General features: G+C 67.9%; 21 protein-coding genes. 4 read left to right on the forward strand and 17 right to left on the reverse strand.

Going from position 1 to position 23,962, the window contains the following annotated elements:
- From ACIQ51_RS07325 to ACIQ51_RS07390, 14 genes are all read right to left on the reverse strand, one after another.
- On the reverse strand, nt 1-750 hold a 750-nt coding region (locus tag ACIQ51_RS07325), incomplete at its 3' end, for a SpoIID/LytB domain-containing protein (RefSeq protein ID WP_396204373.1).
- Between the two features lie 18 nt (nt 751-768).
- Nucleotides 769-2,082 (reverse strand): glutamate-1-semialdehyde 2,1-aminomutase, encoded by a 1,314-nt coding sequence (gene hemL / locus ACIQ51_RS07330; RefSeq protein ID WP_396204374.1) that lies wholly within the window; start codon nt 2,080-2,082, stop codon nt 769-771.
- Nucleotides 2,079-3,509 carry a 30S ribosomal protein S12 methylthiotransferase RimO gene (rimO, locus tag ACIQ51_RS07335; protein ID WP_396204375.1) on the reverse strand — a complete coding sequence of 477 codons (1,431 nt, stop codon included), beginning with the start codon at nt 3,507-3,509 and terminating at the stop codon, nt 2,079-2,081. Before rimO ends, hemL begins: the two co-directional genes overlap by 4 nt.
- 141 nt (nt 3,510-3,650) lie before the next feature.
- The gene (locus ACIQ51_RS07340; protein WP_396204376.1) at nt 3,651-4,151 is read right to left on the reverse strand and encodes a YajQ family cyclic di-GMP-binding protein; all 501 of its coding nucleotides are present in this window, start codon (nt 4,149-4,151) and stop codon (nt 3,651-3,653) included.
- A 70-nt stretch (nt 4,152-4,221) separates the two neighbouring features.
- Nucleotides 4,222-5,082 carry an RNA polymerase sigma factor RpoD/SigA gene (locus ACIQ51_RS07345; protein ID WP_396204377.1) on the reverse strand — a complete coding sequence of 287 codons (861 nt, stop codon included), beginning with the start codon at nt 5,080-5,082 and terminating at the stop codon, nt 4,222-4,224.
- Between the two features lie 364 nt (nt 5,083-5,446).
- Entirely contained in the window at nt 5,447-6,934 is a 1,488-nt protein-coding gene (locus tag ACIQ51_RS07350) for an aldehyde dehydrogenase family protein (protein WP_396204378.1), read from the reverse strand.
- 55 nt (nt 6,935-6,989) lie between these two features.
- The gene (locus tag ACIQ51_RS07355; RefSeq protein ID WP_396204379.1) at nt 6,990-7,493 is read right to left on the reverse strand and encodes a hypothetical protein; all 504 of its coding nucleotides are present in this window, start codon (nt 7,491-7,493) and stop codon (nt 6,990-6,992) included.
- Between the two features lie 68 nt (nt 7,494-7,561).
- Nucleotides 7,562-8,932: a sigma-54-dependent transcriptional regulator gene (locus ACIQ51_RS07360; protein ID WP_396204380.1), complete on the reverse strand. Its 1,371-nt coding sequence runs from the start codon at nt 8,930-8,932 to the stop codon at nt 7,562-7,564.
- Nucleotides 8,929-9,741, reverse strand: coding sequence for a hypothetical protein (locus ACIQ51_RS07365; protein ID WP_396204381.1), 813 nt, complete (start codon nt 9,739-9,741; stop codon nt 8,929-8,931). Before ACIQ51_RS07365 ends, ACIQ51_RS07360 begins: the two co-directional genes overlap by 4 nt.
- Before the next feature lie 99 nt (nt 9,742-9,840).
- The gene (locus ACIQ51_RS07370) at nt 9,841-11,463 is read right to left on the reverse strand and encodes a YifB family Mg chelatase-like AAA ATPase (protein ID WP_396204382.1); all 1,623 of its coding nucleotides are present in this window, start codon (nt 11,461-11,463) and stop codon (nt 9,841-9,843) included.
- 85 nt (nt 11,464-11,548) lie between these two features.
- The gene (locus ACIQ51_RS07375; protein ID WP_396204383.1) at nt 11,549-13,588 is read right to left on the reverse strand and encodes a prolyl oligopeptidase family serine peptidase; all 2,040 of its coding nucleotides are present in this window, start codon (nt 13,586-13,588) and stop codon (nt 11,549-11,551) included.
- A gap of 87 nt (nt 13,589-13,675) precedes the next feature.
- On the reverse strand, nt 13,676-15,307 hold the full coding sequence (locus ACIQ51_RS07380) for an amidohydrolase family protein (RefSeq protein ID WP_396204384.1): 1,632 nt from the start codon (nt 15,305-15,307) through the stop codon (nt 13,676-13,678).
- A complete protein-coding gene (locus ACIQ51_RS07385; protein WP_396204385.1) occupies nt 15,307-15,819 on the reverse strand; it encodes an FKBP-type peptidyl-prolyl cis-trans isomerase in 513 nt (170 codons plus the stop codon). The genes ACIQ51_RS07380 and ACIQ51_RS07385 overlap by 1 nt, the downstream gene beginning before the upstream one ends.
- A gap of 184 nt (nt 15,820-16,003) precedes the next feature.
- Complete coding sequence (locus tag ACIQ51_RS07390) at nt 16,004-17,362, reverse strand: spinster family MFS transporter (RefSeq protein ID WP_396204386.1); 1,359 nt, start codon at nt 17,360-17,362, stop codon at nt 16,004-16,006.
- Nucleotides 17,363-17,419: 57 nt separating this feature from the next.
- On the opposite strand from ACIQ51_RS07390, the gene ACIQ51_RS07395 reads away from it, so the two are divergent.
- Nucleotides 17,420-18,133 (forward strand): 4'-phosphopantetheinyl transferase, encoded by a 714-nt coding sequence (locus ACIQ51_RS07395; protein WP_396204387.1) that lies wholly within the window; start codon nt 17,420-17,422, stop codon nt 18,131-18,133.
- Between the two features lie 13 nt (nt 18,134-18,146).
- Here ACIQ51_RS07395 and ACIQ51_RS07400 read toward each other — a convergent pair whose 3' ends face one another.
- On the reverse strand, nt 18,147-18,941 hold the full coding sequence (locus tag ACIQ51_RS07400; RefSeq protein WP_396204388.1) for a ubiquinone/menaquinone biosynthesis methyltransferase: 795 nt from the start codon (nt 18,939-18,941) through the stop codon (nt 18,147-18,149).
- 52 nt (nt 18,942-18,993) lie between these two features.
- Between ACIQ51_RS07400 and ACIQ51_RS07405 the strand changes: the two genes are divergently transcribed.
- On the forward strand, nt 18,994-19,596 hold the full coding sequence (locus ACIQ51_RS07405) for a TlpA family protein disulfide reductase (RefSeq protein ID WP_396204389.1): 603 nt from the start codon (nt 18,994-18,996) through the stop codon (nt 19,594-19,596).
- Between the two features lie 65 nt (nt 19,597-19,661).
- On the opposite strand, the gene ACIQ51_RS07410 is transcribed toward ACIQ51_RS07405, so the two are convergent.
- Nucleotides 19,662-20,102: a vitamin K epoxide reductase family protein gene (locus ACIQ51_RS07410; RefSeq protein ID WP_396204390.1), complete on the reverse strand. Its 441-nt coding sequence runs from the start codon at nt 20,100-20,102 to the stop codon at nt 19,662-19,664.
- Between the two features lie 111 nt (nt 20,103-20,213).
- Between ACIQ51_RS07410 and ACIQ51_RS07415 the strand changes: the two genes are divergently transcribed.
- Nucleotides 20,214-20,573, forward strand: a complete 360-nt coding sequence (locus tag ACIQ51_RS07415; RefSeq protein ID WP_396204391.1) for a DUF485 domain-containing protein — start codon at nt 20,214-20,216, stop codon at nt 20,571-20,573.
- Entirely contained in the window at nt 20,570-22,117 is a 1,548-nt protein-coding gene (locus tag ACIQ51_RS07420) for a sodium/solute symporter (RefSeq protein ID WP_396204392.1), read from the forward strand. Before ACIQ51_RS07415 ends, ACIQ51_RS07420 begins: the two co-directional genes overlap by 4 nt.
- 63 nt (nt 22,118-22,180) lie before the next feature.
- On the opposite strand, the gene ACIQ51_RS07425 is transcribed toward ACIQ51_RS07420, so the two are convergent.
- Entirely contained in the window at nt 22,181-23,962 is a 1,782-nt protein-coding gene (locus ACIQ51_RS07425) for a protein kinase (protein WP_396204393.1), read from the reverse strand.

Below are 23,962 nucleotides of genomic sequence, written 5' to 3' on the forward strand. Positions count from 1 at the left end.
GTTCACCACCGGGTGCTCCGCATCCACGCCGCCGTACACCTGATTCTGGACGGTCGCGACGAGGTTGAAGCCCACCACCGGCTCGTTCACCACGCCGCTTGGCACCCGCCGGTACGTGTAGCTGCGTGCAGCGATCGCCTGCGCCTCGAGCGCCGCACGGTCCATCGGGCCGCGGGCGGGCATCTCCAGCGGCACCACGCCACGCAGGTATTCCTCGACGGGCAACCGGTTCACCACCATCACGCCGCTGTCGGTGGCGGTGAAGACGAGGGCTCCGCGGAACCGGCGGTTACCGTAGCGCAGCAACGCATTGTCGAGCGGACGGGCCACGAACGGGCCTTCCCGCCACGGCGTGGCATCCCCCCCCTCGCCGGCCACCCGCAGCAGGCCATTCTTCTGCTCTACCCGCCAGGGCTCACCGCCACGCCCTTTCACGAGCGCCGCGCGTCCGCCCTGCTCGTCGATTCGCCAGCGCCCGGTGGCGCTCACGGGCGCTTCCGTCAGGCGCCCCGCAATGGCCACCATCGCCACCCGATCCCGGGCAAGACGCCCCGGCATCTCCCGCGTCTCCGCCGCCTCCCGCCCCGACGCCGCAGGCGGCACGGCGGCCTGCCGCGGGGCACAGGCCAGTCCCGCGCCCGCCGCCACGACCACCGCCCCGGCGAGCATTACGGGCAGCCCCCGTGCCACAGGATCACGCCAGAGGCCGAGGGCGCGCCGCCCCTCGGCCATGCGTGGAGGAGTGGTCATGGGGAGCGGGTCATAGCGTCACTCCGTTTGCGCGAGGGCGGCGCCCAGCGCGTCGTCGAGGCGGTTCAGCGTTTCGGCGATGTCCGCCGGTCCGTGGGCGGCCGACATGAAGGCCGCCTCAAACGCGCTGGGCGCGAGGCTCACGCCGCGGCGACGTGCCGCGTGGAAGAAACGCTTAAAGAGCGCCACGTCGCAGGTCTTGGCCTCCTCGAACGTGCGCACGACGCCGTCGCGGAAGAAGAAGCCCCACATCGACCCGCTGTGGCTCGCCGTGAACGGCACGCCGTGGCGGGCCGCAAGATCGCGCATCCCCTGGACGAGGTTCGCGGTCTGCGCGGTGATGCCGTCGTGCACCTCACGCGTGAGCGCCCGCAGCGTGGCAAGGCCGCCGGCCATCGCCAGCGGGTTGCCGGAAAGCGTGCCGGCCTGATACACCGGTCCCGTGGGGGCGATGTGCTCCATGAACTCGCGCTTGCCACCATAGGCCGCAACGGGCAGCCCCCCACCGATCACCTTCCCGAGCGCGGTAAGGTCGGGGGTCACACCAAAGCGCTCGGCGGCGCCACCGTAGGCAATGCGGAAGCCGGTCATGACTTCATCAAAGACGAGCAAGGCCCCCGTTTCGTCAGCGATGCGGCGCAGCCCCGGAATGAAGTCGGCCGTGGGCTCGATGTAACCGCCGTTCCCCACAATCGGCTCGAGCATGATCGCGGCCAGCGGTACCTCGCGCGCAATGCGCTCCACCGCCTCGAGATCGTTGTATGCGCAGGTGAGGGTCAGCTTGGCCAGCGCGTCCGGTACCCCCGGGCTGTCGGGGAGCCCCAGCGTGGCCACCCCGCTGCCGGCCTTCACGAGGAAGGCGTCGGCATGTCCGTGGTAGCACCCCTCGAACTTGAGGATGTACTCCCGCTTCGTGATGGCACGGGCCAGCCGGGCGATGCTCATCGCGGCCTCGGTGCCGCTGCTGGTGAAGCGCACCATCTCGAGATGCGGCATCCGCTCGGCGATCCGGTCAGCGAGTTCGACCTCGCGCTCGGTGGGCATGCCGAAGCTCGTGCCCAGCTGCATCACGCGCGCCACCTCCTCCAGGACCACGTCGGGGGCGTGCCCCAGGACGAGCGGGCCCCACGACAGCACGTAGTCGATGTATTCGTTGCCGTCGGCATCCCACACGCGGGCCCCCTTGCCGCGCGCCGCCACAAACGGCTCGCCCCCGACCCCGCGAAAGGCGCGCACCGGCGAATTGACGCCGCCGGGAAAACGCCCGCGCGCCCGCGCCATGATCTCGGCGGAACGCGCGTTGTTGGTGAGCAGCGCGGAAGGAGACGTCATCGGCCAAAGCTCCCTGCAGACGTGAGGTCGATGCCCACCAGCGGCAAGGCGCGGGCGGAGCGAACGGGGGTGGCCATCGCCGGTGCGTCAGCAATGCGCCGCAGCGTGGCCGTGAAATCGTAATCGTCGACGACGTGGTCGACATGGACATCAACGAAGGCGCCGGGCATGAGACGCGGGGCCGCGGCCTCGAGGAGCGACGGCGGGATGGTCACGTGCATCACGCCGTCGATGTCGTCGGCCTGCCACGGGGCACGCGCGATCCACCGCCCCGCCTGCTCACCGGCACGCTCCAGCAGCACGCGCGCCTCGCGGCCAAGGAACCGCTCGTACCGCGACGCGGTGATACTGCGCTGGAGTTCCTCGACGCGCTCCTTGCGTTCCTGCTTGATGCTGTCGGCCACGTCGTCCTCCATGCTGTACGCCCGCGTGCCTTCCTGTGGCGAGTAGGTGAACACTCCCACGCGGTCGAACTGCATCTCCTCGAGGAAATCACACAGCGTGAGGAAGTCGTCTTCCGTTTCCCCCGGGAAACCCACAATCACGCTGGTGCGCACCGCGAGGTCGGGCACGATCGCGCGATACTGGGCGAGCCGTTCCCGTATGGTCTTCTGCCGCTCGGGGCGCCGCATGCGGGCCAGCACCGCGTCGGCGCCATGCTGCATGGGGGTGTCGAGCCAGCGCACGATCCGGTCATTGGCGGCGATCACTTCCAACAGCCGCGGCGTGATGCCGGTGCTATAAAGATACATGTTGCGGATCCACGGAATCGTGGTCTCCCGCACCAGTGCCTCGAGCAAGTCGGGGAGCGCCTTGCCGTCGCGGCGATCGCGCCCATAGTGCGCGAGGTCCTGTGCCACGAGGTTGATCTCGCGAGCCCCCTGGGCCTCGAGGAGCTGCGCCTCGCGCACGAGATCGGACAACGCAAAGCTGCGGTGCTTGCCGCGCATGAGCGGGATGGCGCAAAACGCGCAGCCGTGATCGCACCCCTCGGAGATCTTGAGGTAGCGCACGTGCGGCAGGTCACCGCCGAAGAGGCGCACACCCGGGTGCTCCACGAGTGAGCCACCCAACAGGCCACGCTCCACCAGCTCCGGCACCAGACGATCGGTCTCGGAGTTGCCGAGGAAGACATCGACCTCGGGGAGCGCCTCTACCAGTTCGGATTTGTGGCGCTCGACCATGCAGCCGATTGCAAACACCGCCTTGACCTGGCCCTCGTCCTTGAGGCGCGCCGCATCAACGATGGCCTCGATGCTTTCGGCCTTGGCCGCGTCGATGAAGCCGCAGGTGTTGACCACGATCACGTCGGCGTCGCCGAGGTCCTGCACCGGCTCGGCGCCATGGGCAACCAGGTCCGCCAGATACCGCTCGGAGTCTACCGTATTCTTATCGCACCCGAGGGTGACCAGACCGAACTTGAGCATCCACCAAATCTAGCCGTTGTCGGCGCGGAACGGGCCCCCACGACGCCCACGACGCCCACGACGCCCACGACGCCCACGACGCCCGCGACGCCCGCGCGCCCGACCGGACGGGCGGCACCAGCGTTCGCGGGGCCCCGTATGCTAACGGAAATTGCCGAACTGCAGCTCCACGCCGTAGTCGCCCTTCCGCAGCATCGCGATGCACTCCTGCAGCGCGTCCTTGTCGGGGCTCGTCACGCGCACCTGCTCGCCCTGAATGCTGGCCGTGATCTTCTTGAGCTTCGCCTCCTTGATCGCGGCGGTGACCTTCTTCGCCGTCTCGGCGTCGAGGGCCATCTTGAGCTTCACGTCGGAGCGGAGGATCTCGTGGCTGCCCGGCTTGGGATCGGTGAATTCAAGGTTCTTCACGCTCACGCCGCGCTTGATCAACTTGCCGCGCAGCACATCGATGAGCGCCGTGTGCCGCATTTCGCCTTCGGCCTCGAGCTTGATCAGGTTCTCGCCGCGCTGGAAGTCGATGAGCACGTGCGACCCCTTGAAGTCGAAGCGCTGCGTGACCTCCTTCTGCGACTGATTGACCGCGTTATCCACCTCCTGCAGATCGCAGCCGGTGGTGACATCGAACGAGTAGTTGGAAGCCATGATGTGAGTCCCGGGTAGCACAAGGCCCCGGCGGATGCCGGGGCCGGAAGCGATCAATCTAGCAGGTAGATCAGCCGAGGAAACTTTCCAGCGATCGGGAGCGGCTCACGTGCCGGAGACGCGAGAGCGCCTTCTCCTTGATTTGCCGCACGCGTTCGCGCGTGATCCCGAGCAGCGACCCGATCTCCTCGAGCGTCATCGGCTCAGCGCCGTCGATGCCGAAATAGAGGCGCAGAATCTTCGACTCGCGCTCCTTGAGGCCGCCGAGGGACTCCTCGATGGCCTCCGTCAGCGCCTTCTCGAAGGTCTGCTCATCGGGCGTGGGGTGCTGCGTATCGGGGAGATAATCGAGCAGGCGATTGTCCTCGCCGGGGGTCAGCGGTGCGTCGAGCGACAGGTGTACCTGAGAGATGGACATCGTCTTGGCGACTTCCTCCTCCGTGATGTCCATACCTTCGGCGATCTCGGCGTGGGTCGCCTCGCGCCCGAGCTCCTGCAGCAGCGCGTTGGCACGTTTGCCGATCCGGTGCAGCGTACCGGCGCGGTTGAGCGGCACGCGCACAATGCGCGACTGCTCCGCGAGCGCCTGCAGAATTGCCTGGCGGATCCACCACACGGCATACGAGATGAACTTGATGCCCTTCGTCTCGTCAAACTTATGGGCGGCGCGGATGAGCCCCAGGTTGCCTTCGTTGATCAGGTCGGAGAGCGATACCCCCTGATTCTGATACTTCTTCGCCACGCTCACCACGAAGCGGAGGTTGGACCGGACAAGCTTATCGAGCGCATCCTGATCCCCTACGCGAATGCGTCGTGCGAGCTCCGCCTCTTCCTCACGCGAAATCAGCGGATACGCACTGATGTCACGCAGATACTGGTCGAGGGAGCCCTCTTCGTACGACGCCTTCTTTTTCGTGGGAGTGACTGCCATGGTCGACCGGGTCGGGTGCTGAGTGGCGCATTTTTGCCACCGCGCGGGAGGGGAACGCGGTGTCCTGCCAAGGCGCGAATTTTCCGCGACCATTAAGCCTTACCGATGCACCGGCGTTCGTCAACGCACCACCCGGTGAATTCCCCGGGGTTATTGCGTGGACGGTAGCGGACCGCCTTTCCGATGCGTTCCCAGCGAATGCGCGCGAGCCATGGTACCGCCCGCATGGAATCGGGCGAAACGGAACCGGACGCCACCCACCGCTCGCGCGCACCCGAAGCGCCAGCGTCGGCGCCGATGGCCGTTCACGGAACGCAGCGCAACGGCTCCCGTTCCGCGATCGGCACCGGCGCGACCTGGTGCCTCAGTAATTGTCGATCTGGGCGCGCTGCAAGGCGCCCGAGTAGTCCACGTAGCCGACCTTGGTTTCCGAGTAGAACTCGTACACTTCCCAGCCTCCCTCGCGGTGCCCATTGCCGGTCTCCTTCACGCCACCGAACGGCAAATGCGCCTCAGCGCCAATCGTGGGCGCATTCACGTACGTGATGCCGTTGTCGAGCTCCTGCAGTGCCCGGAACGCCACGTTCACGTTGCTCGTGTACACCGAGCTGGACAGGCCGTAGCGCACGCCATTGTTCACCGCGAACGCCTCTTCCGCGCTGCGCACCTTGATGACGGACAGCACGGGCCCGAAGATCTCCTCCTGATCGAGACGGGAACCCGCCGTCACGTTCGTGAAGATGGTCGGCTGAAAGAAGAAGCCGCGATCGAGCGCCCCGCCAACGGCCCGCGCGCCACCGCACACCAGCGAGGCGCCCTGCTGCGTGCCGATTTCGATATAGCGCTCGACCTTCGCACGAGCCGCCTCGCTCACGAGCGGTCCAACGTCAGTGCCTGCCTTGCGTCCGTCGCCGAGGCGCAGCCCCTTCGCACGCTCGGTGAGCCGTGCCACGAACGCGTCGTGGATACCGGCCTGCAGCACGAGCCGGCTGGTCGCCGTGCAGCGCTGGCCGGTGGTACCAAAGGCTCCCCAAAGCACGCCGTCGAGCGCAAGGTCGAGGTCCGCATCATCAAGCACGATCTGCGCGTTCTTGCCGCCCATCTCGAGCGAGAGGCGCTTGTGCATGCGCCCGCACGTTTCACCCACGAAACGGCCGGTCTCCGTGCTGCCGGTGAACGAGATAACGGGCACGTGGGGATGCTCCACGAGCGCCTTCCCCACCACCTCGCCCATGCCGTGCACGAGCTGGATCACCTCGGGGGGCAGGCCGGCCTCGAGCAGAATCTCCACCAGCACCGTGCTGGTGTGTGGCACGTCCTCGGCCGGCTTGAGGATCACGGCATTGCCGCACAGGAGCGCGGGGAACGCCTTCCACGTGGGAATGGCCAGCGGGAAGTTGAAGGGCGTGATGAGGCCGCACACGCCGATCGGTCGCCGCATGCTCATCGCCCACTTGTTGGCGAGCTCGCTCGGCACGGTGTGACCGAAGAGACGGCGCCCCTCGGTCGCGGCGTAGTACGCGGTGTCGATGCCTTCCTGCACATCGCCGCGCGTCTCGGCGAGCGGCTTGCCCATCTCGCGCGTCATGATGTCGGCCAGCTCCTCCTTACGCGAGGCAAGGAGATCGCCCACCCGACGCAGCACGTCACCGCGCGCGGGCGCCGGCGTGCGCTTCCAGATCTCGAATCCACGGCGCGCACTCGCCACGGCGGCATCGATATCTGCAGCGCCAGACGCAGGGAACAGCCCGATCAGGTCGTCCTGATCTGCGGGGTTCCTATTCTCGAACCAGGCATCAGTGGAGGGGGCGACCCACTGACCGGCAATGAAGTTCTTGTAGGTGGTGGTCATCCCGGAAATCTATCCCACCGAAACGAGCGCGCAGCGCCACGGGGCCCCGGGGACGCTACCGGGTGCCGCCACAGCTCCACTGCGCCGGTCGCTCGGCACTTGCCACGGCATACCCCACGCGCGGCAGCACCTCCCGCGCGCCAAGCGCCAGCCCCCAGCCCGTCACCAGGAGCGCGGCCACGTGCGCCCCGCCAAGCCGGTGACGCCAGGTAGCGATGGCGCTCCACACCCCCAGCAACGCTACCCCGCCCGTTGCGGCAGTGAAGCCGAGCAATGGTGCGCCACAACGCACCGGCCACGGCCAGAACATGAGCCCGACGGCGGCGGCGACCGCCACCAGCACCTTCACCCACGCCATCCACGGCTTCCCTCCCGAGGGAGTCGGCATGGACAGGGTGGCACCAGCGGCGGCATTGGCCTTCGTGGGAGGCAGCGCCCTCGGTGCCGGCGCCCCGCCCTTGCCCAGGACCACGGAGGGCGCACCCTTCATGAGCTCCTCGTCGGAGATGGACGCGAGCTGTTTATCGATCTTGGCGAGTTCCTTGTCCCAGTCAGTCATGCCGGTGCACGGGTATGGGTGTGACAGACACTACCGGCGTCGGCCACGCCATGTTTCACACGGCCGCGTCACTCGGTGGTCTCACGCTGCAGGGCATATCGCTCGATCTTCTTGTACAGATTCGACCGAGGCATGTCCAGCACGCGTGCCGTTTCACTCACGTTCCAGTCGAAGGCCCGAAGCTTGGCCAGCAGGTAGGCTCGCTCGGCCGCCTGCTTGAACTCTTCAAACGTGGCAACATCAAGCAGTCCGCCCAACCCCGCCGGTTCGGAGGCCCGCCGGCCCACCAGACGATCGACGTCGGTCGAGCTGATGGTGGCCTGACTGGCCAAGATCACGAGCCGCTCGACCGTGTTGCGGAGCTCGCGCACATTGCCTTGCCAATCGAGCTCCTGCAGGCGATGCAGTGCGTCGTCGGCAATGCCACGGGCCGGCAGGCCATCACGGACCGCCAACTGCTGGAGGAAGTGCACAACGAGCAGCGGGATATCTTCGCGCCGCTCGCGCAGCGCGGGCACGGCGATGGGCACCACGTTGAGCCGATAGTACAGATCCTCACGGAAGCGTCCGGCCGCGATCTCCTCCGCCAGATCCTTGTTGGTGGCCGCCAGCACCCGCACGTCCACCTGAATGGGCTTGTTGCCGCCGATACGCGTAACCACGCCGTCCTGCAGCACGCGCAGGACCTTGGCCTGCGCGTTGGCGCTCATGTCGCCGATCTCGTCGAGGAAAAGCGTGCCGCCGTCGGCCTGCTCGAATTTGCCGGCGCGGTCGCTGATGGCGCCCGTGAACGAGCCCTTCATGTGGCCAAACAGTTCGCTCTCGATCAGCTCACTCGGAATGGCCGCACAGTTCACCTCCACGAAGGCCTTCTTCGCGCGCGGGGACCCGCGGTGAATGGCGCGCGCCACGAGCTCCTTTCCGGTGCCATTCTCGCCGGTGATGAGCACGCGCGCCGGCGTGGCCGCGACCTTGTCGATCCGATCCAGCACGGCGCGGATGCCGAACGAACGCCCCACGATTTCGTAGCGGCTTTCGATCGTCTCGCGGAGGCGCGCGTTCTCTTCGCTGAGCGCACGGTTCTCGAACACATTGCGCAGCAGCACCAGCACACGGTCGGTGTCGAGCGGCTTTTCGAGGATATCGTACGCGCCGAGCTGCGTGGCCTCCACCGCGGTCTGGATCGTCGCGTGCCCACTGATCATCACCACGGTCGCCGTGGGATCGGCCTGACGCAGACGCTTGAGGACTTCGAGGCCATCCAGCCCCGCCATCTTCACATCGAGAAAGACGAGCTGCGGCCGGAAACGGTCGTACACGCCGATCCCTTCGCTGCCGCCATTGGCGGTCTGCACGTCGAAGCCTTCGTACTCGAGGAGTTGGCCGAGGGCCTGACGGATTCCCGGTTCGTCATCGATGACGAGGACGCGACGGCTCATGGTCTATTGGGCTTGGATGGGGAGGCACCGGCGCGATAGAGGGTGAGTTTTCCCTTCACGACGCGCACGTCACCCACCACGGCCGGCAGCAGCACGGGGAGCGCATCGCTCGCCAGCGCGTCGGGCGTGGGGCCACTGTCGGCGTTGCCACCGGCTCCCTTCTGTACCGTTGCGGCCGTTGCACGTTCCCGCAGCGCCGCCACAAGGCTCGGAATGAGGCGCGTGGGGACCTCGATCCCCTTCAGACGCAGTTCGCGCACCCGGAGTTGCGCCAGCCCAGGGCGAACCGGCTCGAGCGGCCCGGCGAGGAAGAGCGTGTCCTCTCCCACGAGGGCCTTGCCGAGCAGGGCGCCCACGGCGCTCTGTCCGGTGAAATCGCTCAGCGACACAGCGGTGCGCAGCAGTAGCTGATTATCGTCGAGGGCGTACTGCGCGGTCACCGCCGACGGGGGCAGCTGCTGTAGCAGGGGGGTGAGCAGTCCGGCCGCCTCCTGGGCGGTGAGGGACACGTAGGCAGGCCCTGCGCGCCGCCGGAGGGGCGCGAGCCGCGTCGCCATGGGTGGCGCTGGCTGCTCGGCGGTCACGGCCACCCAGCCCAGCGCACGGTCACGCGTTTCGCGGGCAGCCCGACGACGAGCTTCCTGCTCAGCGGCAATCCGCGCGCCCTCTTCGCTGTCGAGGCGCTCGCTCGTGCGAACCGCGGCATCGGTGACCTTGTCTGCCGCGCCGCTGGCGGCACGCGAGAGGACCGACGGCAGGCGATCACCGTAGAGCCAGTAGCCGGCAGCACCACCGACCACGAGAACCACCGCACAACCGATGCGCGTGAGACAACCCACAGGGAAACCGGGACGGAGGAACACGACCAGCAGGCGCGGACCCTCGGCCCGGCGACGGACGAGCGGAAGCTATGGCTTGCCGTCCGGCAGCGGCAGGGTGCTGGCCAGCGGTTCATCGTGCCGATCGGCCGGATCCACCGGCCGGAAGCGGAGCGCTTCGCCGATATGCTGCGAGGCGACGGTCTCCTCGTCGTCGAGATCGGCGATGGTGCGCGCGACCCGCACGACGCGGTGAAAAGAGCGGGCCGACAGCGAGAGCTTGTCTGCGGCGCGCACGAGTAGGGCGCGGGCGGCTGGCTCCATGCGGGCGGCGGGCGCCACGAGGCGGGCCGGGGCGGCGGCGTTGGTGGTGCCGCTCCCACCAGTGTGCGCACGGCCTGGGGTCACGGACGCCGACGTATGCGCGTACCGGGCGCGCTGCCGTTCGCGTGCCCGCTGCACGCGGGCCCGTACAGTCGCCGATGATTCCGGAGGTGACTCCTGTGCGTGCTGTGCCAGCATCGCCGGCGGAACCCGTTGCACATGCACATGGAGATCGATGCGATCGGTGAGCGGCCCGCTCAAGCGGGCGCGATGCCGTTCGAGCTCAGCGACCGAACAGCGGCACGGCTTGTCGTCGCACCCAGCATAGCCGCAGGGGCACGGATTGCTTGCCGCGATGAGCGCGAAGCGCGAGGGAAAGCGCAGGGCGCGCGCGGCGCGGGCCACGACCACACTCCCATCCTCCAGCGGCTGCCGGAGGGCCTCGAGCGTGTGCCGCGGAAAGAGCGAGAGCTCGTCGAGAAAGAGCACGCCATGATGAGCGAGACTCACTTCCCCCGGGCGTGGAAAGCCACCGCCCCCCACCAGCCCGGCCGTACTGATCGAGTGATGCGGGGCGCGGAACGGACGGGCGCGACTGAGCAGCTGCTGATCGGAGGGTCCCAGCAACCCGGCCACTGAGTGAATGGCGAGCACCTCCAGCGCTTCCTGATCGTCGAGTGCTGGCAGGATGCCTGGCAGGCGCCGCGCGAGCATCGTTTTCCCGGCACCGGGAGGACCCACCATCAGCAGGTTGTGGGCCCCGGCAGCGGCGATCTCGAGGGCGCGTACCGCAAACGCCTGCCCCACCACGTCGGAGAGATCCGGGGTCTCGTCCTGCGGGGCAACGGTAAGGGGCCCACGCGGATGGGCGCGGGCCGTGCCGTCGCGGAGGGCTGCCACCAGCTCCGCGAGGGTGCGTGGCGCCATGGCGCGAGCGGCAGGGACGCGCATCGCCTCGGCCAGGTTGTCTGGTGGCACGATGAGCAGGGTCCCGCCGGTCGCGGCCACATGCCGCGCCACGGCGAGCACCCCACGCACCGCGCGCACCTGCCCGTCGAGGCCCAACTCACCCACCGCGCATGTCGCGGCGAGCACGTCGGGGGGGAGTTGCCCGCTGGCGGCCAGCAGTGCGAGCGCGATGGGCAGGTCGTACGAGGTGCCGGTCTTGGGCAGTTCACCCGGGGTGAGCGACACCGTGATGCGCCGAGCCGGAACGGTGAATCCGCTGTTGGCCAGCGCCGCGTGCACGCGGTCGCGGCTCTCCTTCACCGCCGTCGCTGCCAGTCCGACAAGCGTCCACTGAGGTAGCCCGTTGGCTACATGCACCTCGACCAAGACGTCGAGGGCGTCGATACCGAGTACGGCGGCGGAAGGAGCGGCGGCGAGCATGGGGACACGGTAGGCGTGTCCCCATGCGGGTGTGTCACCGGAACGTTGCGCGCGGTGCCGTTCCGCTGCAGCGCGCGCCCCTCAGTCACATGGCCGTCTTGGTACCCGCGCCGAGGGTGAAGCGCGCCATCCACTCGTACTCCCGCTTCATGCGGTCCAACTGGTGGTACCACTCGCTGAGGCCATGGCCTTCGCGTGGGTAGAACACCAGTTCGGTGGTCTTGCCGCGATCCTTGAGGGCCCGGTAGAACTCCATGGGCTGTCCGATCGGCACGCGCTCATCGTTGCCGCCATGCAGGATCAGCAGCGGCGTGGTGACCTTGTCGCTGTACGAGATACCTGAGCGCTCGAGATACTTGCGGATGTTGGCGTTGACGATCGAACCGTCGTACTGCGGCTGACCGAAGAAGGTGTTGATGTAGCCGGGGATGTCGGTCGTCCCCGCCATGCTCAGCAGCGACGGCAAGCCCGCCCCCATCATCGCGGCCTTGAAGCGCCCGGTCTGCGACACCACCCAGCTCGTCATGTATCCGCCGTAGCTCCACCCCTCAAAGGCCATCTTCGACGAGTCGGCCACGCCACGCGCGATGAGCGCATCCACGCCGGTCATGATGTCGCGGTAGTCACCGCCGCCCCAATCGCCGGTGTTGGCGTGCATCCACCACTCACCATACCCGGTGCTGCCACGCGGATTCGGATAGAGCACCGCCCACCCACGTGCGGCGTAGGTCTGGCCCGGGCTCGAGCCGCCCTTGAATCCGTTGGTGTGCGCACCCGTTGGACCACCGTGGGCGCTCACCAGCAGCGGCACACGCGCGCCAGGCTGATACCCGACCGGATAGAGCAGCACCCCTTCCACGTCACGGCCGTCCTTCGACTTCCACGTGATGACCTCGTGCTTTCCCAGCGCCCGTTCGGCAAGCCATGGATTCGTCGTGGTGACGCGCGTGGGGGCCCAGCCGGCACCACGCTGCACGTAGACCTCGCCGGGCATATCCGACGCGTCGATCGCCAGCGCCAGCGTGTTGCCATCCGCGCTCGCGGAGAATCCGCCCACCAGAGCATTGCGGGACCGCTTGGTGTAACCCTTCGACGCGACATCATACACGTAAAGGGACTGATACACCCGGTCACTGGCGGTGAACCAGAGTTGCTTGCCATCGGGGCTCCAGCGCGGCTGCCCCGGGCTCACATCGAAGTCCGGGCGCGCCAGGTTCGTGAGCGCCCGCGTGGCAAGGTCGAACGTCACCAGGCGCGCGTTGCGCAGCGTGCGCGGCATGATGCCGTCCTTGTGCGGCGCGAACTCGTGCGGCAGCATCGTGAAGGCGAGGGTGCGGCCATCAGGCGAGAACTGCGGGGTGCTCTCCACATCGCTGCCGGCACTGATCTTGTCGAGCCGCAGCGATGCGACGTCCACCACGTAGGCGTCGCGCCGCTCGTCGCGGATCATCGGCGTGGGTGACGCCGAGAACGCGAGCTTGGCGCCGTCGGGCGACCAGTGTGGCGCGCCGCTCACGGTGAGTGCCCCACTCGTGATCTTGGTGCTCTTGCCGCTGGCCACTTCGATCACCCACAGATGATTCAACCGGAAGTCGCCCTCGTAGACCTGCGGATCGTCGCGGCGGCGGCGCTTCGCTTCCTGCTCGCGCGTGAGCGTATCGCTGGTCACGTAGGCGATGTGCGCACCGTTGGGCGACCAACTGTAGCCGCTGATCCCATCGCGCGCCGTGGTGAGCTGGCGCGCCTCACCACCGTCCGCGGGGAGCAGCCAGAGCTGCGGCCGCGGGGCGTCCTCCCCCGTGCCGGTGCCGCGCGCGGCCACGAAGGCGATCGTCTGGCCATCGGGCGACCAGGCCGGCTGCGACTCCCCGCGCTCGCCGTAGGTGAGCTGCCGCGGCAATCCGCCAGCGGCGGGCACGATCCACACGTGCGAGCGGCGCTCGTGCCGGTCGCCGAGCGCCGTGTCACCGCGGGCGGCAGGATGCTCCCACGCCGAGACGGTGTACAACACCTTGCCACCGTCCGGAGACAGCGCGACGCCGCCGACGGACTTGATGCGCATCACATCGGTGTCATCGAGGCCGCGTGGTGTGCCGGACGATTGCGCGGGGAGCAGCACAGGCATGCACACGCACGCGGCAACGAGGGGAACGGAAAGAGACAGGCGGGTTCGCATGGGGGAGGGGTTGAAGGGTGGAGCGAACATCGTGAGTCAGCGGCGTGTGATCACCCGACCGGCACGCACACCGGTGGCCTTGCCGCCGTCGACCGACAGCGTGCCGTTCACCAGCACGTAGGGAATGCCCAACGGGTACTGGTGCGGTTCGGTAAACGTGGCCCGGTCCCGTACCACGGCGGGATCGAAGATCACCACGTCGGCGATGGCCCCTTCGCGCAACACGCCACGGTCGGCAAGCCCGAGGCGACGGGCGGGCATCTGCGTCATCTTGTGGATCGCCGTTTCGAGCGACAGCACCTGCTGGGTCCGCACGTATTCGCCGAGTACGCGCGGAAAGGTGCCGTAGGCGCGCGGGTGCGGATGTCCATCACCGGGACGCGACAGACGCCCGTCGCTGGCGATCATCGTGTGGGGGCTGGCCATGATGCGACGCACGTCGCCCTCGTCGAGCACATGGTAGATCGCGTTGGCGCCGCCCTTCAGCATCGCCTCCAGTACGAGCGCCGCGCCGTTCGCCGGCGTGGGCGCCAGGTTGCGGCGCGCGGCCCAGTCCTTGAGCGTCTTTCCTTCGAGGGACTTGTCCCAATTCACCCGCGAGAACTGCACGCGGGCCAGATCACCGCCGCCGCGATCGTTGAGGATATTGAAGATGATCCCCTGCACGATGCTGTCCTTGACGGCCGGTATCGCAAGCCGCTGGCGGAACGCCGCATCACCACCGGCCATGGCCCACGATGGCACGAGCACGCCGAGGTTGGTGTGCGTGGCGGTGTACGGATACTGGTCGATCATCACGTCGGTGCCCGCCTTTCGCGCACTGTCGACCATGGCGAGCGTGATCACGCTCTTTCCCCACATCTGCTGTCCCACCGCCTTGTGGTGCGTAAGCACCACGGGAATCTTTGCGCGGCGGCCGATTTCGAGCGCCTCGCCCACCCCCTCGAACAGCCCCAACCCTTCCTTGCGCAGATGGCTGGTATAGATGCCGCCACTGTCAGCAGCGATCTTCGAGAGGGCGATCACCTCCTCGACATTGGAGTAGGTGCCGGGGAGATAGAGCAGCCCGGTGCTGAGCCCGAATGCGCCCTGCCCCATCGCGGTCGCCACGAGCTGCTGCATGCGTGCGAGCTCCGCGGCATTGGGGGCGCGCGCCTGCATGCCCAGCACCTCGCGACGGATATCGTTGTGCCCCACGAGATAGCCCACGTTGATGCCGGGCGCCGCGGCGCGCACACTGTCCATGTACGGCTTGAGTGGCAGCGGCGATCCGCCGTCGGGGCCACCCAGCGCAAAGGTCACCCCTTGCCGCAGCGCACTTTCCATGAGCGGCATGTCGAGCAGCGGCTCGAGGTGCGCGTGCAGATCGATGAAGCCGGGGCTCACCACATGGCCCGTGGCATCGATCACCCGACGCGCCCCACCACGCGGCAAGGAGTCGCCGATGGCCACGACACGATCACCGCGAATGCCCACATCGGCTACGCGCGCCGCCGCGCCGGTCCCGTCAATCACGCGACCGTTCACGACAAGGACGTCGAACGCCTGACGTGCGGCGGCCCTGGTGGCGGGCCCCGTGGCGCGCGCGGCAGGCGCCATACCGGCCACAACGAAAAACCCGCCGGCCATGAGGCCGACGGGCAGTCCGCGCAGGAGCAGCGATCGCATCAGCGGACCGCGAGCAGTTCCACGTCGAACACCAACGTGGCGTTATTGGGAATCGTGCGCGTATCGGGCGACTGGTTGCCGTACGCCAGCGCGCTACCGATCACGAGCTTGCGCTTGCCCCCGACCTTCATGCCGGCCACTCCGAGGTCCCAACCGGAAATCACCTGGCCGGCGCCGAGAACGAAGGTGAGCACGGGGCGACCACCCGACGCGTTCGTATCGAAGATCGAGCCGTTCACGAGGTACCCGGTATACCGCATGTCCACCGTCCGGCCGGCTGCAGCCTCAGCGCCGGTGCCGACCGCGACATCCTGCACGAACAGGTTGTCGTTGCGCTTGGTCATCTGGGCGATGTTCACGCCGGTGATCGGGGCATACGTCTCAACGGCAGGGTTGGACGGAATGTTGGGAGCCACGTTGTCGGAAGAGCTGCAGGCGGAAAGGAGCGCGGCGGTCCCGAGGACGGGAACTGTGCGGCGCGCGAACGAACGGAGCGACTGAAGAAGCAGCATGACCTGACGGCTGGAGGTGCAGACTACGGGAATATCAACCGGATAAAGATATCCGGTGCGCGGTTGCGCGGGGCGACTGGCCGCCGCACGCCCTACCCCCTACTTCCCCGGAGCATGCGTGACCGGCGCCACACAGCACGCCACGATGCGGAGGACCGCGAACCGGATCCGGAGCTGAGGCGGGTCAGTCCGCGACCTTGAGGCGCTCGACCGTCTTCACAAAAGCCGGCCGCGCCCAGGCCAGCAGCACCAACACGAGCGTCATCCCCACCACCGCGAGGATCGCAAGGCTGTAGCGCACCGCCAGCGGATCGCCAAACACCTTGTCGGTGAGCAGCGCCACCGCGGTGGGTCCCAACACGCCAGCCACCAGGTTCACGATCAGCTGGTACACCGCACTGCCCTGCCCTCGCATGCGCGGCGGCATCGCCTCGGCCACCGCGGCGCTGGCGGCGCCCCACGGCAGGGCAGCAAACACGTTGACCGCCACGAGCAGCGCGACCACGAGTGGGACCGATGGTACGATCGGATAGAGGCCGGCGCTCACGAGCATGCCGGCCGCGCCCACCATACCGACACGCAAGGGGGCATCGACCAGCCCGCGACGTGCCCAGGCATCGGTCAGGCGCCCGCCGAGGAGCACACCGGCCGGCCCAACGAAGAAGGTGAGGGCCCCCTGCAGCATCCCGGCCTGTTGAATCGTCCAGTGGTGCGTACGCTCGAGGAAGGTGGCGAGCCACGCACCCACGCCGAAGTTCACGCTGAGTGCGCAGGCAAAGCCGAACGACATCGCCCCGATGGTGCGCACGTTGGTGCGCATATAGCGCAGCACGTCGCCGAGCGGAATCTCGGCGTCGCGGGGGCCAGTGGTGCGTTCGCCGCGCGGCTCTCGGATCGTGAGCGCCAGCAGCGCCACCAGCAGTCCGGGCAGCCCCACCCAGAAGAAGACCGTCTGCCACGGGAAGATCTCGGCGCCCCAGGGCAACGTGATCCGCCCCGGTACGTCCACGCGCCCGACCACGAACGCGCCCAGCGCGTACGCGAGCCCGGCGCCGGTGAACGAGCCCATCTGGTACACGCTCATCGCCGACGCGAGATGCTTCCGCGGGAAATGATCGGCGATAATGGACACCGCGGCCGGCCCCAGCGTGGCCTCGCCCACCCCCACCCCGATGCGGGCGGCAAAGAGCTGCCCGAACGTGCGCGCGCTGCCGGTCATCGCCGTGAGCAGGCTCCAGATGGCCGCACCGAGCGCGACGATTCGCGGGCGTGCCCCCCGATCCACCCAGCGTCCGATCGGCAGCCCCAGGACCGAGTAGAAAACCGTGAAACTGAGGCCCATGAGCAGGCTCACCTCGGTGTCGCTCAGCCCAAAGTCGCGACGGAGCGGACGCACCAGCAGGTTGAGGATCTGCCGATCCATGAACCCCGACACGTTGGCAAGCGTGAGGACCGCCACCGCGTACCACGCCTGTGCGGGCGACACGAGGGGCCCGTGGGGATGGCCGGAGGAGGCGTCGGGAGCGGTGCGCGATTCGGACACGCGTGTATAGTGATCGCCGACTCACACAAATGCACCGGGACTCCGTAACTTTCCGGTATGGCCCGCGCTTCGACCGTCCTTACCCGCTCTCCGGTTCCGTCCGTTCCCGCCGACGGCAGCTGGGCCACCCTGCTCGACGAGCTGGTCGCGGCGAACCGGTTGCATCCGCTCGAAGCCTCGATGGCCCGCGGTCTCCCGGAGCTGCGGCGTGCCACGTTCGTGGCGGGACGTCTCGCCATGCGCGAGGCGCTGCACACGGCTGCCGAAGCGGGGCTCGTGGACACACCCGAGATGGCCATCCTGCGCACGGCCCGCGGTGCCCCGGTTCTACCGGCCTCGGTGTCGGGATCGATCACGCACAAGCGGACGGTGGCCATGGCGGCGGTGGCGCCGCGTGCGCACGGCCTGCAGCACGTGGGCCTCGATCTCGAACGGCGCCCGACCGGCAACGAGCTCGCGCGTCCTTCGATCGCGAGAAAGATTCTCACGGCGCGCGAGTTCGCGACCCTCGATCAATGCCGCGACGAGCTCGCGGCCCGCGAACACACGCTCGTACACTTCGCCATTAAAGAGGCGGTGTACAAGGCCATCGACCCGTTCGTGGAGCGCTATGTGCGCTTTACCGAGGTCGAGCTCGCGCTGCGCACCGACGGCGAGGCAGAGGTCACGCTGCACTTGCCGGAGTTGCACGACGGCGAGCTCCGCGTGCAGGCGCATTGGCAGCTCGAGGACGACTGGATCATCGCGCAGGCGTTCAGCTATCGCGGGTGAACGTCCGGCGCGTTCAGCCCCGCTTGCGCGCTACATGGCGTGCAATGCCTCCGAACAGATATGGCCGCACGCTCACCACATCGAAGCCTTCCTCGTGCAGCAGGTCGCTGAATGCCTCGTGGCTCATGAAGTGGTCGATGCTCCGCGCGATGTAGCCGTACACCACCGGATCGCGGTGCCAGAGGTACCCCACGAAGTCGCCCGCGATCTGCAGGTACGTGAGGAAGAGCCCGCGCCAGGGGGCGAACCGTGGCCGGTAGAAGTCGAGGGTGACCAGCACGCCGCCGGGGCGCAGCACGCGCGCCATTTCGCGAACGGCGATGCGCGCGTCCGGAACGTTGCGTACCGCATAGCTCGCGGTGACCACATCGACCACCCGATCTTCCTGCGGGAGCGCCATCATGTCGCCTACCACGGGGCGCACACGCTCGGCCACGTCGGCGTCGCGGCGCGCGAGTCGCGCCTCCGCCTGCTCGATCATACGTGGCGAGGCGTCGAGTGCCTCCACTGTTACCATGGGCCACAGCCGAGCGAGCGCCACCGCGAGGTCACCGGTGCCGGTCGCGAGGTCGAGCGCCCGCTGCACCGGGCGCACGGCGCGCGCCGACTCGCGCACGGCGTCCATCGCCTCGCGTTTCCATGTGACGTCCATGCCGAGGGAGAACCAGCGCGTGAACCGGTCGTAGCGTGGCGCAATGATGTCGAACATGGGCGTTACGAACGCCTGCTTGATCGACGGATCGGCCAAGTGCGCTTCGACATTGAGCGTGCGGAGCAACGCCTCGGGAGTCGGGGTATATTCCGTCATCACCATGAAGAGTACACCTTACTCCCCAAGGCGCGCCCATGGGCGCGGGCGAGTGACCGCCCCCCGTCGCGGCGTGATGAGCGTTGGCACGCTCGTCCTGGGGTTGGTGGCGCTGAGCTGTTCGGTGCTGATCGTGAAGCGCCTGACCAGCGACGTCCCCACCGTGAACCTGCTGCGCGACCACGGGGTGGTGGCCGGAACTGATACCGCGCCCTCGACGGCGCCGCTGGCGCAGGCATCGATTGGTACCGCCACCGCGCGCACGGTCGACGGCAAGGTGGTACCGCTCGTACCCAAGGGCGAACCCACCATTGTGATGCTCAGCTCGCGCTCCTGCGGTTGGTGCAAGAAGGCGCTCAAGGACCTCGGCGAGCTCTCCGCCGGCCGGCCGCTCCCACGCCTCACGCTCCTCACGCTCGAAGGGGCCGCCGAAGGCGTCCCCATGGTGGCGAAGGAACAGGTCACGGGCGCACGCCTCGTCGGTCCGGTAGGAAGCGCGGAACAGGTGCTGCTCACGTTCCGCTATTCGGGCACGCCCACCTTCGTGTCGGTCGATCGCAACGGGCGGGTGGTACGCACACTGCCCGGCTACCCGGTCCGCCCCGAAATGGAGCGCTGGTTCGCGGTCATGGTGGGTGACGCCGAGGTACCCTGAACCACGGCGCCCGCGTGCCGTGATCAGCGTGCCGTGATCAGCGTGCCACGATCAGTGGGCCGCCATCAGTGGGCCGTATGTACCCGCTGCGTACGCCTCCACTCCAGCACGATCAGCACGGTAAACGCGGTGATGGAGACGGCCGAGATGGCGCACCAGGGGCAGAAGCCCTTGAGCACGAGGAACTCGCCGTACTTCAGGCGCAGGGTGAAGGCGAAGGCTGAGAAGATGAGCCCCTGCATGATGCGCACGGGCCACTTCTCGTCCTCGAACCGTGACAGGGATCCGACGGCAGCCACAAGGAACAGCACCGCGTAACCGACCGCGCCGATGAGCGCCACGTCGACGCCAAGGAACCAGCCGTAGCGACTGCCCTGGATGTATTCGCAGCCATGTCCGCCCCCGCAGGCGAGCGAGCCGGCGAGCCCGATCTTCCACAGGTGGAGATAGGTCGCCACGAGCGCATTGACGAGGGCACCGACGGAGATGATCTGGCGAATGGTCACGGGCAACCTGGGGTTGTGCAGACGCAGTGAGGGCCTGCCACGGCAGGCCCCTGTATCCTAGCCACCCATGCGGCTTTCGGAGTAGCGTGCCGGGGTGTAGCTTCGCGCGCCATGACGCCCGGAACTCCTGTGCCCCGCCCTGCCGCCGCGGCAGCGCCGACCGTCGCCGCCCTCGCAGCGACCCGCCACGTCGCGGCTCAGCGATGGAAAGTCGCCGCCGTGCTCACCATGGGCATGGTGCTCGTGTACTTCGGCTTCATTGCGCTGGTGGCCTTCCAACCAGGGCTGCTCGCCAAGCGCGTGAGCGAGGGGCTCTCCGTGGGGATCGTATTGGGCGCCCTGGTGATCGTGGCGGCCTGGTTGCTCACCTGGCGCTACGTATCGTGGGCCAATCGCGTCTATGATCCCGCGCTCGCGGCCCTGCGCGCCCACCACGGGACGACATCCTCACGTTCGGAGCGCACGCGATGACGCCGGCCACCTCATTCGGCACCCCAGATCCGGTCGCCATCGGCTTCTTTGCCGTCTTCATCTGCATCACGCTCGGCATCACCTGGTGGGCCGCCCGCCGTACGCAGACCGCCGAACACTTCTATGCCGCCGGTCGCTCGGTCACGGCCGGGCAGAATGGCTTCGCCCTCGCCGGCGATTACATGAGCGCGGCGAGCTTTCTCGGTATTGCAGGCTTGGTCTCCACCAGTGGCTTCGACGGGCTGATCTACTCGACCGGTTGGCTGGTGGGGTGGCCCGTGGTGCTTTTCCTGATCGCCGAGCCGCTGCGCAACCTCGGGCGGTACACGTTCGCGGACGTGGTCGCCGCGCGCCTCGCTCCCACGCCGGTGCGCATCAGCGCCGCCTACGGAACCCTCGCGACGATCGCGTTCTATCTCATCGCGCAAATGGTGGGCGCCGGCAGCCTCATTCGCCTGCTCTTCGGCATTCCGTACGAGACGGCAGTGATGATCGTGGGTGCGGCAATGATGGCCTACGTGCTGTTTGGCGGCATGCTCGCCACGACCTGGGTGCAGATCGTGAAGGCCGTCTTGCTCTTGGGTGGTGCGGCCATGCTCGCGCTGCTCGTGCTATCGAGGTTCGGGTTCGACCCGCGTGCGCTCTTTGCCGAGGCGGCGCGTCTGCACGGCGCGGGCGTGCTCGCTCCCGGCAAGCTGGTGAGCAACCCATGGGACGCGATCTCGCTGGGGCTCGCGCTGATGTTTGGCACCGCTGGCCTGCCCCACATTCTGATGCGCTTCTACACCGTACCCGACGCAGTGGCGGCGCGGAAATCGGTGTTTATCGCCACGGGACTCATCGGGGTGTTCTACCTGATGACGTTTATCCTCGGCTTCGGCGCGATGGTGCTGGTGGGCCCGTCCGTGATCAAGAGCATCGACGCGGGCGGCAACATGGCGGCGCCCATGCTGGCCGAACTGCTGGGCGGGCGGCCCTTCCTCGGCTTCATCGCCGCCGTGGCCTTCGCCACCATCCTCGCGGTGGTCGCCGGGCTGGCGCTCTCGGGTGCCGCCGCGATTTCCCACGATCTATGGTCAAGCGTCATCCGAAAGGGGCACCCCAAGCCCGGCGAGGAGCTCAAGGTCGCTCGCATCGCCACGATCGGGCTTGCCCTCGTCGCCATCGCCCTCGGCATGGCGTTCAAGGGGCAGAACGTCGCGTTCATGGTGGGGCTGGCCTTCGCCATCGCAGCCAGCGCGAACTTCCCGGCACTGGTCCTCAGCGTGTTCTGGCGCCGCACCAGTACCGCTGGCGCCGCCGCGAGCATGGTGGTGGGGACCACGGCCACCCTCGTGCTGATTGCGCTTTCCCCGGCCGTACAGGTGGACCTCCTGCACAAAACGAGCGCGTTGTTCCCGCTCAAGAACCCCGCGCTGGTGACCATCCCGCTGTCGTTCCTCACCGGGGTGCTGGTGTCGGTGCTTGCACCTGACGCGGAGTCGGAGGCCCGGTATGCCGCGCTCGAGTCTCGCCTGTTGCTCGGGAGCGACAGCACCGACTGACGGACCGCTGTCCCGCCAAGAGGCCACGGTCGCCGGGCTGCGTGCGCGCCCCAGACCTCGGCGCTACCAGCCCGGTGTGACCTCGGTATTCTCATCGTCCTGAATCCCATCGATCAGTCGGCGCCACCACGGCCGCTGATCTTCCGCGCGACGGGTCGCGCGCACCACTTGTCGCCACGCCGCACGCATTTCCTGTGCATCCGGCCACCGATCCTCCACGCGCTGCGCAAGCCCGCGCGCGATCCAGCTGCGCAGCTCTTCGGGGAAGCCATCCTGCAGGAGCTGCTCGGGGAGCGTGTCGGAGAGTTGGCGCGCAAGGATCTGCTCGGGGCCGCCCTCGCCGAAGGGCGCGCGTCCCGTAAGCGCGAAATACACGATGCTGGCCAGCGCATAGCAGTCGGTGGCCGCGCCCTGCGCTTCACCCAGCAGCTGCTCCGGCGCCGCGAACGACGGGGTGCCCGATGTACCCGCGTTTTCGTCGCCCAGCGCATACGCGATGCCGAAGTCACCGATGCGCCACCGGCGGTAGCGGTCGATGAGGATGTTCTCCGGCTTGAGGTCGCGATGAATGATGCCGCTGCTGTGCGCGGCGTGCAGCGCCTCGAGGATCGCGTCGACCTGCGGCGCCACCTCCTCAAAGGCGCGCGGGCCGCTGCGCGAAACAAGATTCGCCACGGACCCGCCTTCGGCGAGCTCCATGGTATACCACACCACACCACCGCGGCTGTCACTGTCGTAGATCGGCACGATCGCCACATGCGCAAGCTGAGCGGCGAGGCGCGCCTCCAGACGGAATCGCGCCACGGCGATATCATCGCGCGCGATGTGCGGATGCAGCACCTTGATGGCGACTTCGCGCGAGAGCGAGAGGTCGCGCGCGCGCCACACGCTGCCGAACTGTCCCTTACCGAGGGGCGCGAGAATCTCGTAATCGTCGGCCGTGGCCCAACGCAGGCGGCCCTCGGCGGAGTCGAGTGACCTGGGCAGCTCGTCGCCCTCCGGCGCAATCATCACCGGACGCACCGACACATTGCGATCGAGTTCGCGCAGCATCGTCGCGATGCTGGGATACCGGTCACCCGGATCGGGCGAGAGGGCACGCTCGAGCACCGTGGCCAGCGCTTGGGGACAGTCGCTGCGCAGCAGCGCAAGCGGCGGCACGTCCCGTTCCGGCGGCGTCTCGCCGGTCAGCATCATGAACAGCATAGCCGCGAGCTGCCATTGATCGCTGGCAGCGGTCGGCTTCCATTCACCCGGGGCCCACTCGGGGGCCCATGGGGTGAAGGCGGGATCGGGGATGAGCCCGGCGGGGCGCAGCTCGCGGGGCAGCACCCATTCCCACCCCAGCAGCCAGAGTCGACCACCCGGCGTGAGCCACACAGTGCTGGCCGACATGGCGCCGTGCGCCGCGGCGGTATCGTGCAGATAGGCGAGCGTGCTGCCCGCTTCCCGGAGCACCTGAAAGCCCACCTGGATGGACTCCGGACCCAGACGCGACACGCGCGAGTGGACGGTTTCGCCACTGATCCAGCGACGCAGATACCCGGGCCCGCGACGACTCTCCTCGTAGGAGGCCCAATAGTGGTAAGTCGTGGGAATCGACGGGTGATTGCGATGCGCCAAGGCGCGCGCCTCGGCCCGCAGCCAGTCGGCATGGGCTGGGTCCGGCATGCTCACGAGCGACAACGATCGCCCCAACGCGTCGACCACCTCTTGGTAGTGGCGGTGCTCACGCATGATCGCCTCGTCCCCCCATGACCAGCCCGGCGGCAACTGCCACGTCGCCAAATGCGGCGGTGGCGATGCGGTGGGAAGCTGGTCCGTCGATGGGGTGGGGTAAGCCAT

This window comes from Gemmatimonas sp., assembly GCF_044344655.1.
Taxonomy (GTDB): domain Bacteria; phylum Gemmatimonadota; class Gemmatimonadetes; order Gemmatimonadales; family Gemmatimonadaceae; genus Gemmatimonas.